General features: G+C 68.7%; 11 protein-coding genes. 3 read left to right on the top strand and 8 right to left on the bottom strand.

Annotated features, from left to right (window positions below; translation table 11 throughout):
- The 5 genes from K244_RS0116260 to K244_RS0116240 form a co-directional block, all read right to left on the bottom strand.
- The gene (locus K244_RS0116260; RefSeq protein ID WP_024816554.1) at window positions 1–750 is read right to left on the bottom strand and encodes an electron transfer flavoprotein subunit beta/FixA family protein; all 750 of its coding nucleotides are present in this window, start codon (window positions 748–750) and stop codon (window positions 1–3) included.
- 218 nt (window positions 751–968) lie between these two features.
- Window positions 969–2399 carry a chromosomal replication initiator protein DnaA gene (gene dnaA, locus K244_RS0116255; protein WP_020187341.1) on the bottom strand — a complete coding sequence of 477 codons (1431 nt, stop codon included), beginning with the start codon at window positions 2397–2399 and terminating at the stop codon, window positions 969–971.
- 109 nt (window positions 2400–2508) lie between these two features.
- A complete protein-coding gene (locus K244_RS0116250) occupies window positions 2509–2955 on the bottom strand; it encodes a rhodanese-like domain-containing protein (protein ID WP_020187340.1) in 447 nt (148 codons plus the stop codon).
- 675 nt (window positions 2956–3630) lie between these two features.
- Window positions 3631–3897 carry a 30S ribosomal protein S20 gene (gene rpsT, locus K244_RS0116245; RefSeq protein WP_020187339.1) on the bottom strand — a complete coding sequence of 89 codons (267 nt, stop codon included), beginning with the start codon at window positions 3895–3897 and terminating at the stop codon, window positions 3631–3633.
- Window positions 3898–4051: 154 nt separating this feature from the next.
- Window positions 4052–5377, bottom strand: a complete 1326-nt coding sequence (locus K244_RS0116240) for an ActS/PrrB/RegB family redox-sensitive histidine kinase (protein ID WP_245259783.1) — start codon at window positions 5375–5377, stop codon at window positions 4052–4054.
- 210 nt (window positions 5378–5587) lie between these two features.
- Between K244_RS0116240 and phaZ the strand changes: the two genes are divergently transcribed.
- The 3 genes from phaZ (at window position 5588) to K244_RS0116225 (ending at window position 8672) form a co-directional block, all read left to right on the top strand.
- On the top strand, window positions 5588–7198 hold the full coding sequence (phaZ, locus tag K244_RS0116235) for a polyhydroxyalkanoate depolymerase (RefSeq protein WP_024816553.1): 1611 nt from the start codon (window positions 5588–5590) through the stop codon (window positions 7196–7198).
- Window positions 7199–7349: 151 nt separating this feature from the next.
- Window positions 7350–7769: a hypothetical protein gene (locus K244_RS0116230; RefSeq protein WP_020187336.1), complete on the top strand. Its 420-nt coding sequence runs from the start codon at window positions 7350–7352 to the stop codon at window positions 7767–7769.
- Window positions 7770–7925: 156 nt separating this feature from the next.
- Window positions 7926–8672 carry a metallophosphoesterase gene (locus tag K244_RS0116225; RefSeq protein ID WP_020187335.1) on the top strand — a complete coding sequence of 249 codons (747 nt, stop codon included), beginning with the start codon at window positions 7926–7928 and terminating at the stop codon, window positions 8670–8672.
- Window positions 8673–8729: 57 nt separating this feature from the next.
- Here K244_RS0116225 and typA read toward each other — a convergent pair whose 3' ends face one another.
- The 3 genes from typA to K244_RS0116210 all read right to left on the bottom strand — a co-directional run bounded on the left by typA (window position 8730) and on the right by K244_RS0116210 (window position 13484).
- Complete coding sequence (gene typA, locus K244_RS0116220; RefSeq protein ID WP_020187334.1) at window positions 8730–10559, bottom strand: translational GTPase TypA; 1830 nt, start codon at window positions 10557–10559, stop codon at window positions 8730–8732.
- A 204-nt stretch (window positions 10560–10763) separates the two neighbouring features.
- Window positions 10764–11999, bottom strand: coding sequence for an argininosuccinate synthase (locus tag K244_RS0116215; RefSeq protein ID WP_020187333.1), 1236 nt, complete (start codon window positions 11997–11999; stop codon window positions 10764–10766).
- Between the two features lie 117 nt (window positions 12000–12116).
- Window positions 12117–13484 carry an MFS transporter gene (locus K244_RS0116210; protein WP_020187332.1) on the bottom strand — a complete coding sequence of 456 codons (1368 nt, stop codon included), beginning with the start codon at window positions 13482–13484 and terminating at the stop codon, window positions 12117–12119.

Raw genomic sequence — 13484 nt, 5'->3', positions numbered from 1 at the left:
TCAGATCACTCCCGCTTCGGTCTTGAGCTTCTGGACGAGCTCCGCGACGGAGCCGACCTTCACGCCGGCCTGGCGCTTCGGCGGCTCGGAGGTCTTCACCACCTGGAGGCGCGGCGTGACGTCGACGCCGAGATCGGCCGCCGACTTTTCGTCGATCGGCTTCTTCTTCGCCTTCATGATGTTCGGCAGCGAGGCGTAGCGCGGCTCGTTGAGGCGCAGGTCGGTCGTCACGATGGCGGGGAGCTTCAGCCGCACCGTCTGGAGGCCGCCGTCGACCTCGCGGGTGACCGACACGCCGTCGGCGTCGGGCGCGACTTTGGAGGCGAAGGTGCCCTGGGGCCAGCCGAGCAGCGCGGCCAGCATCTGGCCGGTCTGGTTGCAGTCGTCGTCGATCGCCTGCTTGCCCATGATCACAAGGCCCGGCTGCTCCTGCTCGACGAGCTTGACCAGGATCTTCGCGACGGCGAGCGGCTCCACCGGGCCATCGACCTTCACGAGGACGCCGCGGTCGCCGCCCATGGCGAGACCGGTACGGATCGTCTCGGCGGCCTGGGCGGGTCCGATCGAGACCACCACGACCTCGGTCGCGGTCCCGGCTTCCTTGAGGCGAAGCGCTTCCTCGACCGCGATCTCGTCGAAGGGGTTCATCGACATCTTGACGTTGGCGAGCTCGACGCCCGACCCATCCGGCTTCACCCGGATCTTCACGTTGTAGTCGACCACTCTCTTGACGGGAACGAGAACCTTCATCGCGGCGGTCACCTCAAGGGTTCGCGGCGGGCCCCGGGCGATCGCCTCGGGCCGAGCGGCGCGGCAAGACTTGGCGCGCCGGCAGGCAGATCCGGTCGCGAGCGGGGCGGACAGTAGGGTTGCCGCAGGCGCGAAGTCAACGCTCGCAGGGGCCGCTCGCGCCCGTCAAAAGTCTAGGGTCGGGGCCCTGCGCCGCAGGGGTTTGCGCCCACGCCGGATCACTCCAGGAGCATGCGCCGGATCAGTTCGATCTCGTCGGAGAGGGTCTGGTCGCGCTTCGCCAGGTCGTCGATCTTGCGCACCGCGTGGAGCACCGTGGTGTGGTCGCGCCCGCCGAAACGGCGGCCGATTTCAGGCAGCGACCGCAGGGTCATCTGCTTCGACAGATACATCGCCACCTGGCGCGGCCGAACCACCGTCTGAGTCCGGCGGGACGACAGCACGTCGGCGCGGCTGACGTTGTAGTGCTTCGCGACGATGCGCTGGATGTCCTCGATCTTGACGCGCTTCGGCTCGACCTGGCGCACGAGGTCGCGCAGCGCCGTCTCCGCCATCTCGACCGTGATCGGCGCGCCCGTCAGCGTGTTGTGCGCCAGCAGGCGGTTCACCGCGCCGTCGAGATCGCGGCCGTTCGCCGTGATGATCTTCGCCACATAGGCGATCACCTCGGACGGCACGTCGAACTTCACATGCACGGCGCGGGCGGCGGCGATCCGCTCCACCAAGATCTTGGCGCGCAGCTCTTCGTCGAGCGAGCCTATCTCCAGCGTCAGGCCGCCGGCGAGACGCGAGCGCAGCCGCTCGTCGACGCCCTCGAGCTCGGACGGCGCGCGGTCGGCGGCGACGATCACCTGCTGGCGGCCGTCGAGCAGGGCGTTCAGCGTGTGGCCGAACTCCTGCTGCACCACCTTGCCCTGCAGGAACTGCAGGTCGTCGATCACCAGCAGGTCGATCGCGCGCAGCTTCTCCTTGAAGGCGAGCGCGGTCTGCCCCTTCAGCGACGCGACGAAGTCGAACATGAACTTCTCGGCGGTGAGGTACATGACGCGCCGGCCGGAGGCCTCGACGGCGTGCGCCGTCGCCTGCAGCAGGTGGGTCTTGCCGAGTCCGACGGCCGCGTGGATCACCAGCGGGTTGAAGGTCACGGGGTCGCCGGCCTTGGCGTTCGCAACCTGCAGCGCAGCCGCGTAGGCGAGCTGGTTGGCGCGGCCGACGAGGAAGGTGTCGAAGGTCAGCCGCCGGTCGAGCGGCGAGCCGGGAAGGCGCTGGTGCTCCGATGGGCGGCTGGAGCCGGACTGCGACGCGGGAGCCGCGCCGGCCTGGGCGGCGCGGTCGAAGAAGGGCTCGCGCGGGGCGGGCGACGTCACCACGTCGCCGCCGTTGGTCGCAAGCTTCGGCGCCGCGACACGGAGGCCAAGGGCGATGCGGGTGACGTCCGACCGCTCCTCGCCGAACACCGCCGCGATGCGGTCGGCGTAGTGCGACTGAATCCAGCTCTTCAGGAAGCGCGTCGGCACCGTCAGATGGGCCACGCCGTCCTCGATCCGGTCGAGCACCAGGCGGGCGAACCAGCTCGCGTAGACGTCGTCCCCGAACTCGGCGCGCAGCCTTTCGCTGGCCTTCCGCCACGCGGCCTCCCCCTCGGTCATCTCGCCGACCGCCGGAGTCGCAGGGAAACGTCGTTCGGGTTGCGCTGAAGGCATAGGGACCACTCCGGGGGAAGCTGATGCGGCGGTCGAAAAGATTGGCGGAGACGGATCAGCTCTGGATCCAGGGAAGGCCGTCGGCCTTCCAGCCGGCGGCGGCGCCGCGGTGGCGGTCCTGATCGAGAGGGCCTTCGAAGCCGCCGGCGACATTGTAGCAGCGGGTCCAGCCCGCCGCGGCCATCGCGGCCGCCGCAGCCTGGCTCCGCGCGCCGCTGCGGCAGAGAAAGAACACGGGAACGTCCTTGCTCGCTCCGGCGGCGGCGAGCGCGCCCTCCACCTTCGCGGGGAACTCGGGATCGACCTGCATGGTCGGAAAGGTCTGCCATTCCTGCAGCACCGCGCGCTTCGACAGCGGCGAGAGATCGGGAACGCCGACGAAGGTCCACTCGACGCTGGTCCGCACGTCGACCATCGCCGCCGCGCCGTCGCTCCCGAGCGCCGCCCAAGCCTCGGTGGGCGTCACGTCGCCAGCGTAGGGATGCCCTTTCGTCTGAGACATAGACTAGCCTTCGCCGGACTCGCCCGACGCTCCCATTTCACGTTGTCACGACTGGCCGTGCGGCGAGGCTCCCTGGTTGGGAACGTCTCGCCGGGCCACGGCTTTAAATATCCTGGAACACTAACTCAGGTGATAAGCAGCCAGCGCACACAAAAAATACTTTGAACGACTGGAGGTTATCTCCGGATGATCCGCTTTTATGTTTCTGTGGAAGAAAGATATTTGCGGCGTCTCCATGGGTTCAGACGATACACAGCGGTCTAAAACGGCGCAATGCCGACTCCCAAACGAATCGATTCATATCGCCGCAGCGTCAGCCGACCGAAGCGCCCAGACCTCCGCAAAACCTTGGGTAGCCAGCAAAATCACAGCGTCCCGGAAGGTCCTCCAAAAGCGACTCCAAGGTGTCGAATCTTGTCCTCCGGACCCATGCGACTACCCCGTGACGGGGCGGATTCCGGGTCCCTTTCGAGGTCTTGCCCCTAAGGCATTGAGATACATCGATTTTTCCTGCTCGCCTAGGCCGGATGGACTCGATCTGTTGCGAATCCTTCACAAATCGGAGTCAAGCGCGGAATCCGGGCAGCGGCGCGTTCATGGAGCCCGTCGCGCAGGCGCCACAAACGAAAAAACCCGGCCGCGAGGCCGGGTTTCGACGCGTCCTGAAACCGTCGTTCAGGCGCTGAGGGCGCGCACGCGAGCGGCGAGGCGCGAGACCTTCCGCGAGGCGGTGTTCTTGTGCAGCACCCCCTTCTGGGCGGCGCGCATGATCTCCGGCTCGGCGGCGCGGAGAGCGTTGCGGGCGTCGTCCGCCTGGCCGGAGGCCAGCGCCTCTTCGACCTTGCGGAGGAAGGTGCGCACGCGGCTGCGACGGGCGCCGTTCACGAGCGTGCGGCGAGCGATCTTACGGGCGGCCTTTTTGGCCGACGGCGTGTTGGCCATGGGCGTCTCGTTCCTTGATCCGATGCGCCGCGAGCGTCGAGCGCAGGGGCGGCGATAAAATGACGAGCGGCGAGCTCAGGCCCGCCGCGAGTGGCGGTCTCCTAGCAACGAAGCGCCCGCGCGTCAACGCCGGAGCTCATGTCCACGGCGCGGATCAGCCGAACAGGCCGCGCTCCTGAGCTTCGAAACGCCCGCGCGGCCAGGCGACGCGCACCACCGCCCCCTCCTCCGGCGCCGCGGCGTTGCCGATCTCGATCGTCGCACCCGACCGCTCCAGCAGGGTCTTGGCGATGAAGACGCCGAGCCCGAGGCCGCCGGCCTCCTGGTCGTGGCCGCGGTCGTCCGAGCGGGTGGAGACATAGGGTTCGCCCACCTTGGCGAGGATCTCGGGCGCGAAGCCCGGGCCGTCGTCCGCGATCTCCAACGTGACCCGCGCCGCATCCCAGCCGGCGGTCACGCGCACGCTCGACCGGGCGAAGTCGACCGCATTCTCCACGATGTTGCCGAGGCCATACAAAACGCTCGGGTTGCGGCGCCAGTGCGGCTCGGTCGCCCGGTCGCCGATCAGCGCGACCCGCAGCGCCACGCCGAAATTGCGGTGCGGCTCGACGACGTCTTCGATCAGGTGGCCCATGGCCATGATGTCGAAAGGCGCGCCGTGCTCGTCGAGCGACGTCAGCTTCTTGAGGATGTCGCGGCAGCGGTCGACCTGCTCGCGCAGCAGCACGATGTCGTCGCGCTGGGGGCCGGCCTCCATCCCCCGCTCGAGCTCCTTGGCGACGAGCGCGATGGTGGCGAGCGGCGTTCCAAGTTCGTGGGCGGCCGCTGCGGCGAGGCCGTCGAGCGCGGACAGGTGCTGCTCGCGTGCGAGCACCAGTTCGGTCGCCGCCAGCGCCTGTCCGAGCTCCCGACTCTCGGCCGCGACGCGCCACGCGTAGACGCCGATGAAGCAAAGCGCCAGCAGCAGAGCGCACCAGATGCCCGCCACATAAAGGAACGGCATGTCGACGGGCTCGGCGCCCGACCAGGGCAGCGGGCGATGGACCAGGCCGAGCAGGGTCGCGCAGGCGACCACGAGCGCCGCGAGCGACAACGTGGCCTTCGGCGGCAGCGCCGTCGCCGAGATCATGACCGGCGCGAGGAACAGGACGGAGAAGGGGTTCTCCAGCCCGCCCGTGAGGTAGAGCAGGGCCGCAAGCTGCAGCACGTCGTAGCCGAGCAGCGCCGCCGCCGCCTGCGGCGCGAGCCGGTGCGTCACCGGAAACCGCAGGCGCAGCAGAACGTTCAACCCGGCGGAAAGCGCGATGACGAGGAAGCACGCGGCGAGCGGCAGCGGAAAGCCGAGCGCCGCGTGGACCAGCACCACCGCCGCGCTCTGACCCGCGACAGCGAGCCAGCGCAAGCGCACGAGCGTGTCGAGCCGAAGGCGGTGCTGGACGAAGAACAGGCGCTCGCGGGCGTGGGAGATGTCGAGGGTCACGGCGACCACCTTACACGCGCTTCGCCCCCGGCGGAGAGCCGGCGCCATCGGATGGATTGACGGCGCGGCCGAAGCGCGGAATCGTCTGGCAGGTTGTGCGACGCAACATATCCGGAAGGATGAGCGATGCCGAGAGACATCAAGAGCGCGGGTATCGGCGAGTTTGGCGGGGCGCCCGCCACCGCCGACTGGGGCGGCTCGCTGACGACCATGCCGTTGTACTGGATGTACGAGGCGGCGCAATCCTCGCTGGGGCCGGCCCGAGCGCTGGCGGACGCCGGTCGGCTCTACTTCAAGAACCCCGCGAACCCGGCCTCCCACACCGACTGGGGTCGGAAGATGGGGGCGATGTGCGAGGTGTTCGAGCGCGCGACGCGCCGCTACGGCAAGCCCGAGTTCGGCCTCGCCACGACGCTCGTCAACGGCGAACGGCTGGCGGTGACCGAGAAGGCGGTCTGGAGCCGACCGTTCTGCAACCTCGTCCATTTCGAGCGCGCGATGCGGCCGGGCGCCCGCAAGCAGCCGAAGCTGCTGATCGTCGCGCCGATGTCCGGTCACTACGCCACGCTGCTGCGCGGCACCGTCGAGGCCATGCTGCCGGACCACGACCTCTTCATCACCGACTGGACCGACGCCCGCCTTGTCCCGGTCACCGACGGGTCCTTCGACCTCGACGACTACATCGACTACCTCATCTCGATGTTCCGCTTCATGAAGGGCGACGTGCACGTGATGGCGGTGTGTCAGCCCGCCGTGCCGGTGCTCGCCGCTGTCGCGCGCATGGAAGCCGACAACGACCCCTTCGTGCCGCATTCCATGACCTTGATGGGCGGCCCGATCGACACACGCGAGAACCCGACCGCCGTCAACCAGGTCGCGATCGACCGCGGCACCGAGTGGTTCCAGCGCAACGTGGTGACCATGGTGCCGTGGCCGCACCCCGGCGCCATGCGTCAGGTCTACCCCGGCTTCCTGCAGCTGACGGGCTTCGTGTCGATGAACCTCGACCGGCACGTCGAGGCCCACAAGGAGTTCTTCAACCACCTCGTGGACGGCGACGGCGACAGCGCCGAGAAACACCGCGAGTTCTACGACGAGTACCTTGCGGTGATGGACCTCACCGCGGAGTTCTACCTCCAGACGGTCGACACCGTGTTCGTGCGGCAGTCGCTGCCGAAGGGCGAGATGACCCACCGCGGCAAGCCGGTGGACTGCTCGAAGATCACCCGCTGCGCTCTGATGACGGTGGAGGGCGAGCGCGACGACATCTCGGGCGTCGGCCAGACCAAGGCGGCGCATACGCTCTGCTCCAGCCTCTCCGACGACAAGCGCGTCCACTATCTGCAGGACAAGGTCGGCCACTACGGCGTGTTCAACGGTTCGCGATTCCGGTCGCAGATCGCCCCGCGCATCCATGACTTCATCCTGTCGAACCAGCCGCGCGCCGCGTCGCCGTCGAAGCCCGCTGCGCCCGCCGAGGCACCTCAGAAGGCGGAGCCCGCCGACGTCGGCGCCGAGGCGAAGGCCTCGACGGGCGCGGACGCCGCCGTCAAGGTTCGCGCCACGGCCAAGCGCGCGAGGTCGAACGGCGCGACCCGGCTCGCCGAGCCGCAGGGCCCGGCCGACGACCTCACCCGGATCACCGGTGTCGGGCCGAAGCTGCAGGCCGTGCTCAACGAGGCCGGGATCTTCCATTACTGGCAGATCGCGCGGATGACCGAGGACGAGCGCGTGTCGCTGGACGCCAAGATGACGCCGCCCGGCCGTATCGCGCGCGACAAATGGGTGGAGCAAGCGGCGCGCCTCGTCGAGGCGGGCTGACTTCAGCGGCTTTTTGCGCGTCGGCTCTGGTCGACACTTATAAAACGCTTATAAGGAGCCCATGCAGCGTGGTTCCGCAAGGTTTGTTGTTGCGCGCGGAGTCACCGCTGCCGATTGCTCCGTTTAAGCTTATTATTATCAGGAAAACACCATGAGCGTGATCACTCATCGTCTTGGCGCCGCCGCAGCGGCGCTTGTCCTCGTGGCGGCTCCCCTCGTGGCGCAGGCCGCGACGACCATGACCGGCGCGGAAGTTCTGGCGAAGTACAACAAGGACGGCGATCAGACCATCGAGCTGCCCGAGGCTCTGATGCTCGCCGCCGACACCTATCAGGCGATCAATCCGGACGGCGACAAGACCCTCGAGCCGAACGAGACCGAAGGCCGCCTGACGGCGAAGGACTGGGAGCGCGCCAACAAGGACGGCGACAAGACGCTCGAGCTCGACGAGTGGCTCAGCATCGCGCGCAAGCGCTTTAAGGGCGCCGACGCCGACAAGGACGGAAAGCTCACCGCCGCCGAGCTCGACTCCAAGCGCGGCCAGCTGTTCGTCGCGATGATCGCGCACTGATCCGAAGGATCGACGGGCCGCATGCGCCGGCCTGTCCTTGACGCTTCGACGGCCCGCGGGGAGACCCCTCGCGGGCCGTTCGCGTTTCCGCATCGCGAACCGCGCACGGCGCGTTATGTCTTCGATCGTGTCCGTTCGTCTTTCGTAGAGCCCGCCATGGTCGCCGTCACCGTCCTGCGCCATGAGTGGCGTCCCGCCATCCGTCCCGCGCCGCCGGGGGTCGCGATCGCGGCCGTCGGCGACGTCCATGGCCAGATCGACCTGTTCGCGGCCCTGCGCGACGTGCTGGAGGAAGAGATCGCGTCGGCGCCGGAGCGGATCTTCGTCAGCGTCGGCGACCTGGTGGACCGCGGGCCGGGAAGCCTCGCCGCGCTACGGCTCGCGCGCGCCGCGCCGCAAGGCGCGACCGCGATCACCTTGAGGGGCAATCACGAGGACGTCCTGCTTGACGTGCTGGCCGAGCCTCGACCCGAGGTCGTCGCGCACTGGCTGGAGTTCGGAGGCGGGGAGGTGGCGGACGAGGCGGGCGTGCGCGTCGGCGAGAGCGGCTGGACGGACGCCCTGAAGGAGGCGATCGGCCCGGACCTGCTGGAATGGCTCGACGCGCGGCCGACGCTGTGGCGGATCGGCGATCTGGTCTTCGTTCACGCCGGGCTGGACCCGCAGACGTCGCTCGCGGCGCAGACCGACCGGACCCTGATGTGGATCCGCCGGCCCTGGCTGGAGAGCGCGGGCCCCTACGCCGAGAACGTCGCCGTGATCCACGGCCACACGCCCCAGCGCGGCGTGGATCTCGACCATCCGCACCGGATCAACCTGGACACCGGCGCCTACCGCTCGGGCCTGCTGTCGGGGCTCGTGATCCTCGGAGACAGGATGCGCCTGGTGCAGGCGGCACGATGAAAAAAGGGCGGCTCGCCCGGCTCATGGAGCCCGGACGACGCCGCCTTTCGTCAAGCCTTACGCGACTTCGGCTTCGCCCTTGCGGCTGTCGCGCTTGCGGGCGTTCGGATCGAGCAGGCGCTTGCGCAGCCGGATCGACTTCGGGGTCACCTCGACCAGCTCGTCGTCCTGGATCCAGGCGAGCGAGCGCTCTAGCGTCATCCGGATCGGAGGCGTGAGGCGCACGGCCTCGTCCTTCGACTGGGTGCGGATGTTGGTGAGCTTCTTGCCCTTGAGGACGTTGACCTCGAGGTCGTTGTCGCGCGAGTGGATGCCGATCAGCATGCCCTGATAGACCTTCCAGCCCGGCTCGATGATCATCGGGCCGCGGTCTTCGAGGTTCCAGAGCGCGTAGGCCACCGCCTCGCCGGCCTCGTTCGCGATCAGCACGCCGTTGTTGCGGCCGGCGATCTCGCCCTTGAACGGGCCGTAGGAGTGGAATAGGCGGTTCATGATCGCCGTGCCCTTGGTGTCCGTCAGCAGCTCGCCCTGGTAGCCGATGAGGCCGCGGGTCGGCGCGTGGAACATCAGGCGCAGGCGGTTGCCGCCGGACGGGCGCATCTCGAGCATGTCGGCCTTGCGCTCCGACATCTTCTGCACGACGACGCCGGAATGCTCCTCGTCGACGTCGATCACGACCTCTTCGATCGGCTCGACGATCTCGCCGGTCGCCTCGTCGCGCTGCAGCACGACGCGCGGACGCGACACGCCGATCTCGAAGCCCTCACGGCGCATCTGCTCGATCAGGATCGCAAGCTGGAGTTCGCCACGGCCGGACACGATGAACGAGTCCTTGTCGGCGGCTTCCTCGACCTTGAGCGCGACGTTGCCCTCGGCCTCCTTCAGCAGCCGGTCGCGGATGACGCGGCTCGTGACTTTGTCGCCTTCGGTGCCGGCGAGCGGGCTATCGTTGACGAGGAAGCTCATCGACACGGTGGGGGGGTCGATCGGCTGCGCCTGGATCGGCTCGGTCACCTGCGGATCGCAGAACGTGTCGGCGACGGACGCCTTCACAAGGCCTGCGATCGAGACGATGTCGCCAGCCTCGCCGACGTCGATCGCCGTGCGCTCGATGCCGCGGAAGGCCAGGATCTTGGAGACGCGGCCGTTCTCGACCAGCTGGCCGTCGCGCGACAGCACCTTGACCGTCTGGTTCGGCCGGACCTGGCCGGAGATGATGCGGCCAGTGATGATGCGGCCGAGGAACTGGTTCGCCTCGAGCAGCGTCCCGAGCATGCGGAACGGGCCGGGCTCGGTCTTGGCCTCCGGCACGTGCTTGAGGATCAGGTCGAACAGCGGCGCGAGGCCCTCGTCCTTGGGACCGTCGGGCGAGGCCGCGAGCCAGCCGTCGCGGCCGGATCCGTAGAGGATCGGGAAGTCGAGCTGCTCGTCGGTGGCGTCAAGCGCCGCGAACAGGTCGAACACCTCGTTGATCACTTCCGAGGCGCGGGCGTCGGGACGGTCGACCTTGTTGATCGCGACGATCGGGCGAAGCCCGATCTTCAGCGCCTTCGACACCACGAACTTGGTCTGCGGCATCGGGCCTTCGGCCGCGTCTACCAGCACGATCACGCCGTCGACCATCGACAGGATGCGCTCGACCTCGCCGCCGAAGTCGGCGTGGCCCGGCGTGTCCACGATGTTGATGCGGGTGTCCTTCCACACGATCGACGTCGCCTTGGCGAGAATCGTGATGCCGCGTTCCTTCTCGAGGTCGTTCGAGTCCATCACGCGCTCGGCGACGCGCTGGTTCTCGCGGAACGATCCGGACTGGGACAGCATCTTGTCGACCAGCGTGGTCTTGCCGTGGTCGACGTGCGCGATGATCGCGACATTGTGGAGTATCATGGGCTCTCGCTTCAGGGCCGCCCGCGCGGCCCCGCCTGTTCGCTTCTTCTATCTCGTGTGCGGCGCACACATGCGCGAAATATGCTCGAAACGCAAGGGCGCGCCGGCCGCGCGGCCGCGCGCCCTCCCAGACGACCCTCGGTCCCGGCCTAAAACGCGCGCCGAAACCCGCTCGGGTTCGCGCGCGTCCCGAGGACCCGTCGCTCAGCTTTCCGCTCGGTTCTTCCGGGCGGCGAGCGTCCGCAGGCGCAGGGCGTTGAGCTTGATAAAGCCCGCGGCGTCGCGGTGATCGTAGGCGACCGCGCCGTCCTCGAAGGTCACGAGCTCCTGATTGTAGAGCGAGTTCGGGCTCTCGCGGCCGGTGACGATGACGTTGCCCTTGTAGAGTTTCAACCGGACGCGGCCGGAGACCTCCTTCTGGGACAGGTCGATCGCCGCCTGCAGCATCTCGCGCTCCGGCGAGAACCAGAAGCCGTTGTAGATGAGCTCCGCGTAGCGCGGCATCAGCTCGTCCTTGAGGTGGGCGGCGCCGCGGTCGAGCGTGATCGACTCGATCGCGCGGTGGGCGGCGAGGAGGATCGTGCCGCCGGGCGTCTCGTAGACGCCGCGCGACTTCATGCCAACGAAGCGGTTTTCGACGAGGTCGAGGCGGCCGATGCCGTTAGCCTTGCCCAGCTCGTTGAGCCTGGTCAGGATCGACGCCGGCGACAGCGCCTCGCCGTCGATCGCGACCGCGTCACCCTTCTCGAAGTCGATCGACATCAGCGTCGGCTGGTCCGGCGCCTCTTCGGGCGAGATCGTGCGCATGTGCACGTCCTCGGGGGCCGCGAGGCTCGGGTCCTCGAGCACTTTTCCTTCCGAGGAGGAGTGCAGGAGGTTGGCGTCAACCGAGAAAGGGGCCTCGCCGCGCTTGTCCTTCGAGATCGGGATCTGGTGCTGCTCGGCGAACTCGATCAGCCGGGTGCGGGAGGTCAGGTCCCACTCCCGCCACGGCGCGATGACCTTCACCTCGGGCTCCAGCGCGTAGTAGGCGAGCTCGAAGCGGACCTGGTCGTTGCCCTTGCCGGTCGCACCGTGGCAGACGGCGTCCGCCCCCGTCGCGCGCAGGATGTCGATCTGGCGCTTGGCGATCAGCGGCCGTGCGATCGAGGTGCCGAGCAGGTACTGCCCCTCATAGACCGCGTTCGCCCGGAACATCGGGAACACGAAGTCGCGCACGAACTCCTCGCGCAGGTCCTCGATGAAGATGTTGTCGGGCTTGATGCCGAGCAGCTCCGCCTTTTTGCGCGCGGGCTCCAGCTCCTCGCCCTGGCCGAGGTCGGCGGTGAAGGTCACCACTTCGCAGCCGTAGGTGGTCTGCAGCCACTTGAGGATCACGGAGGTGTCGAGGCCGCCGGAGTAGGCGAGAACGACCTTCTTCACGGAGGCGGCGTCTGACATGCGAAAGGGTCCTGAGGGTCTTGGAGCGCAAGGGTCTTGGAGCGCGGCGCACTCTAGCCATCGGCGCGCGCGGCGCAACCCGTGAGCGGCAAGGCCGCGCCCTGAGGCGGGAGGCCGCTAGTCCCGCGCGTCGGGCACCCGGACGGCGCCGAGCAGCGCCGCCCCGCCGAGGAAGAAGGCGATCAGCACCGACACGCCGACCCGCTGGCTGTCGGTCAGCGCGGTCACGGCCGCCACCGCGAACGGCCCGAGGAAGGACGTGACCTTCCCCGACAGCGCGAACAGGCCGAACGCCTGCGTGAGCTTTTCCTTCGGAGCGAGGCGCACCAGCAGCGAGCGGGAGGACGCCTGGAGCGGGCCAGAGGCCGCGCCGAGCACCAGGGCGAGGCCGATGAACAGCCGCTCGGGGGCGGACGAGAACAGCGCGTCGTCCGGCACCGGGGGCGTCACCGGCACCACAAACAGGATGCGCGCGCGGTCGATCGAGGCGATCGCCACCGCGGCGGCCGTCAGCAGCCCGAGCGACCACGCAACCACGCGCTCCGGCCCCAGGCGGTCGTCGAGCCAGCCGCCGACCAGCGATCCGCCGATCCCCGAGACGATAACGAGCACCCCGAAGACGCCGGTTTCGATCGGCCCCCAGCCGAGGGCGCCCGCCCCGTAGATTCCGCCGAAGGCGAACAGGGCAGTGAGCCCGTCCACGTAGAGCATGTGAGCGGCCAGGAAGAGCGCGAGGTCCGGCGATCGTCGCAGGCTCTTCAGCGTCCGCCAAAGGTCGCTCAAGCCCGCCTTGACCGCGCCGCGCGGAGATCCGGCCGCCACGTCGGGCGTGAACAGGAACAGCGGGGCGGCGAAGACGAGGTACCAGAGCGCCGAGAAGGGGCCCGCCGCGCGATCCCCTGCGGAGGTTGCGGGATCGAGCCCGAGGATCGGCGCGATCCCGGCGAGCGTCAGCCCGTCCTCCAGATCGGCGGAGAACAGCAGCAGCGCGATCGCCAAGGCGATCAGGCCGCCGACGTAGCCGGTCGCCCAGCCCAGGCCGGACAGACGGCCGATCCGCTCCGGCGGCGCCAGCGTCGGCATCATGGCGTTGGTGAACGCCGTGGCGCATTCCGCCCCGATGGTCGCGATCACGAACCCGCCGAGCGCGATCGGAACCGCGTAGGCCGAGCCGGGGACCGCGAACCACAGAGCCGAGGCGCCGAGGACGATCAGGAGCGAGAACCCCGCGATCCACAGCTTGCGGCCGCCGGTTCGGTCCGCGATCGCGCCGAGCGGCGGCGTGGCGAGGCCCACGATCAGTCCCGCGGTTCCCGCCGCGACGCCCCACAGCGCCTGCCCTTCCGCGGGATCGTCCATCAGCCGCGACACGAAGAACGGCGCGAACACGAAGGTCGCGAGCAAGGTGAACACGGGCTGCGTCGCCGCATCGTAGAGCGCCCACGCGGCGACCGCGCGGCGGGAGACGGTTCGGTGCTGGGGCAT

The sequence above is a fragment of the Methylopila sp. 73B genome, from assembly GCF_000526315.1.
In the GTDB taxonomy this organism is placed as follows: Bacteria; Pseudomonadota; Alphaproteobacteria; order Rhizobiales; family Methylopilaceae; genus Methylopila.
The sequence above is the reverse complement of the archived record's forward strand: the minus strand, read 5'-3'. Positions and strand labels throughout refer to the sequence as shown.

Bases quoted from the DNA above. Each gene is read 5' to 3' on its own strand.
- K244_RS0116215 (WP_020187333.1), bottom strand. From the start codon at position 11,999: ATGTCAGACGCCGCCTCCGTGAAGAAGGTCGTTCTCGCCTACTCCGGC.
- K244_RS0116250 (WP_020187340.1), bottom strand. From the start codon at position 2,955: ATGTCTCAGACGAAAGGGCATCCCTACGCTGGCGACGTGACGCCCACC.
- phaZ (WP_024816553.1), top strand. From the start codon at position 5,588: ATGCCGTTGTACTGGATGTACGAGGCGGCGCAATCCTCGCTGGGGCCG.
- K244_RS0116260 (WP_024816554.1), bottom strand. From the start codon at position 750: ATGAAGGTTCTCGTTCCCGTCAAGAGAGTGGTCGACTACAACGTGAAG.
- dnaA (WP_020187341.1), bottom strand. From the start codon at position 2,399: ATGACCGAGGGGGAGGCCGCGTGGCGGAAGGCCAGCGAAAGGCTGCGC.
- K244_RS0116230 (WP_020187336.1), top strand. From the start codon at position 7,350: ATGAGCGTGATCACTCATCGTCTTGGCGCCGCCGCAGCGGCGCTTGTC.
- K244_RS0116210 (WP_020187332.1), bottom strand. From the start codon at position 13,484: ATGCCCCAGCACCGAACCGTCTCCCGCCGCGCGGTCGCCGCGTGGGCG.
- rpsT (WP_020187339.1), bottom strand. From the start codon at position 3,897: ATGGCCAACACGCCGTCGGCCAAAAAGGCCGCCCGTAAGATCGCTCGC.
- K244_RS0116225 (WP_020187335.1), top strand. From the start codon at position 7,926: ATGGTCGCCGTCACCGTCCTGCGCCATGAGTGGCGTCCCGCCATCCGT.
- typA (WP_020187334.1), bottom strand. From the start codon at position 10,559: ATGATACTCCACAATGTCGCGATCATCGCGCACGTCGACCACGGCAAG.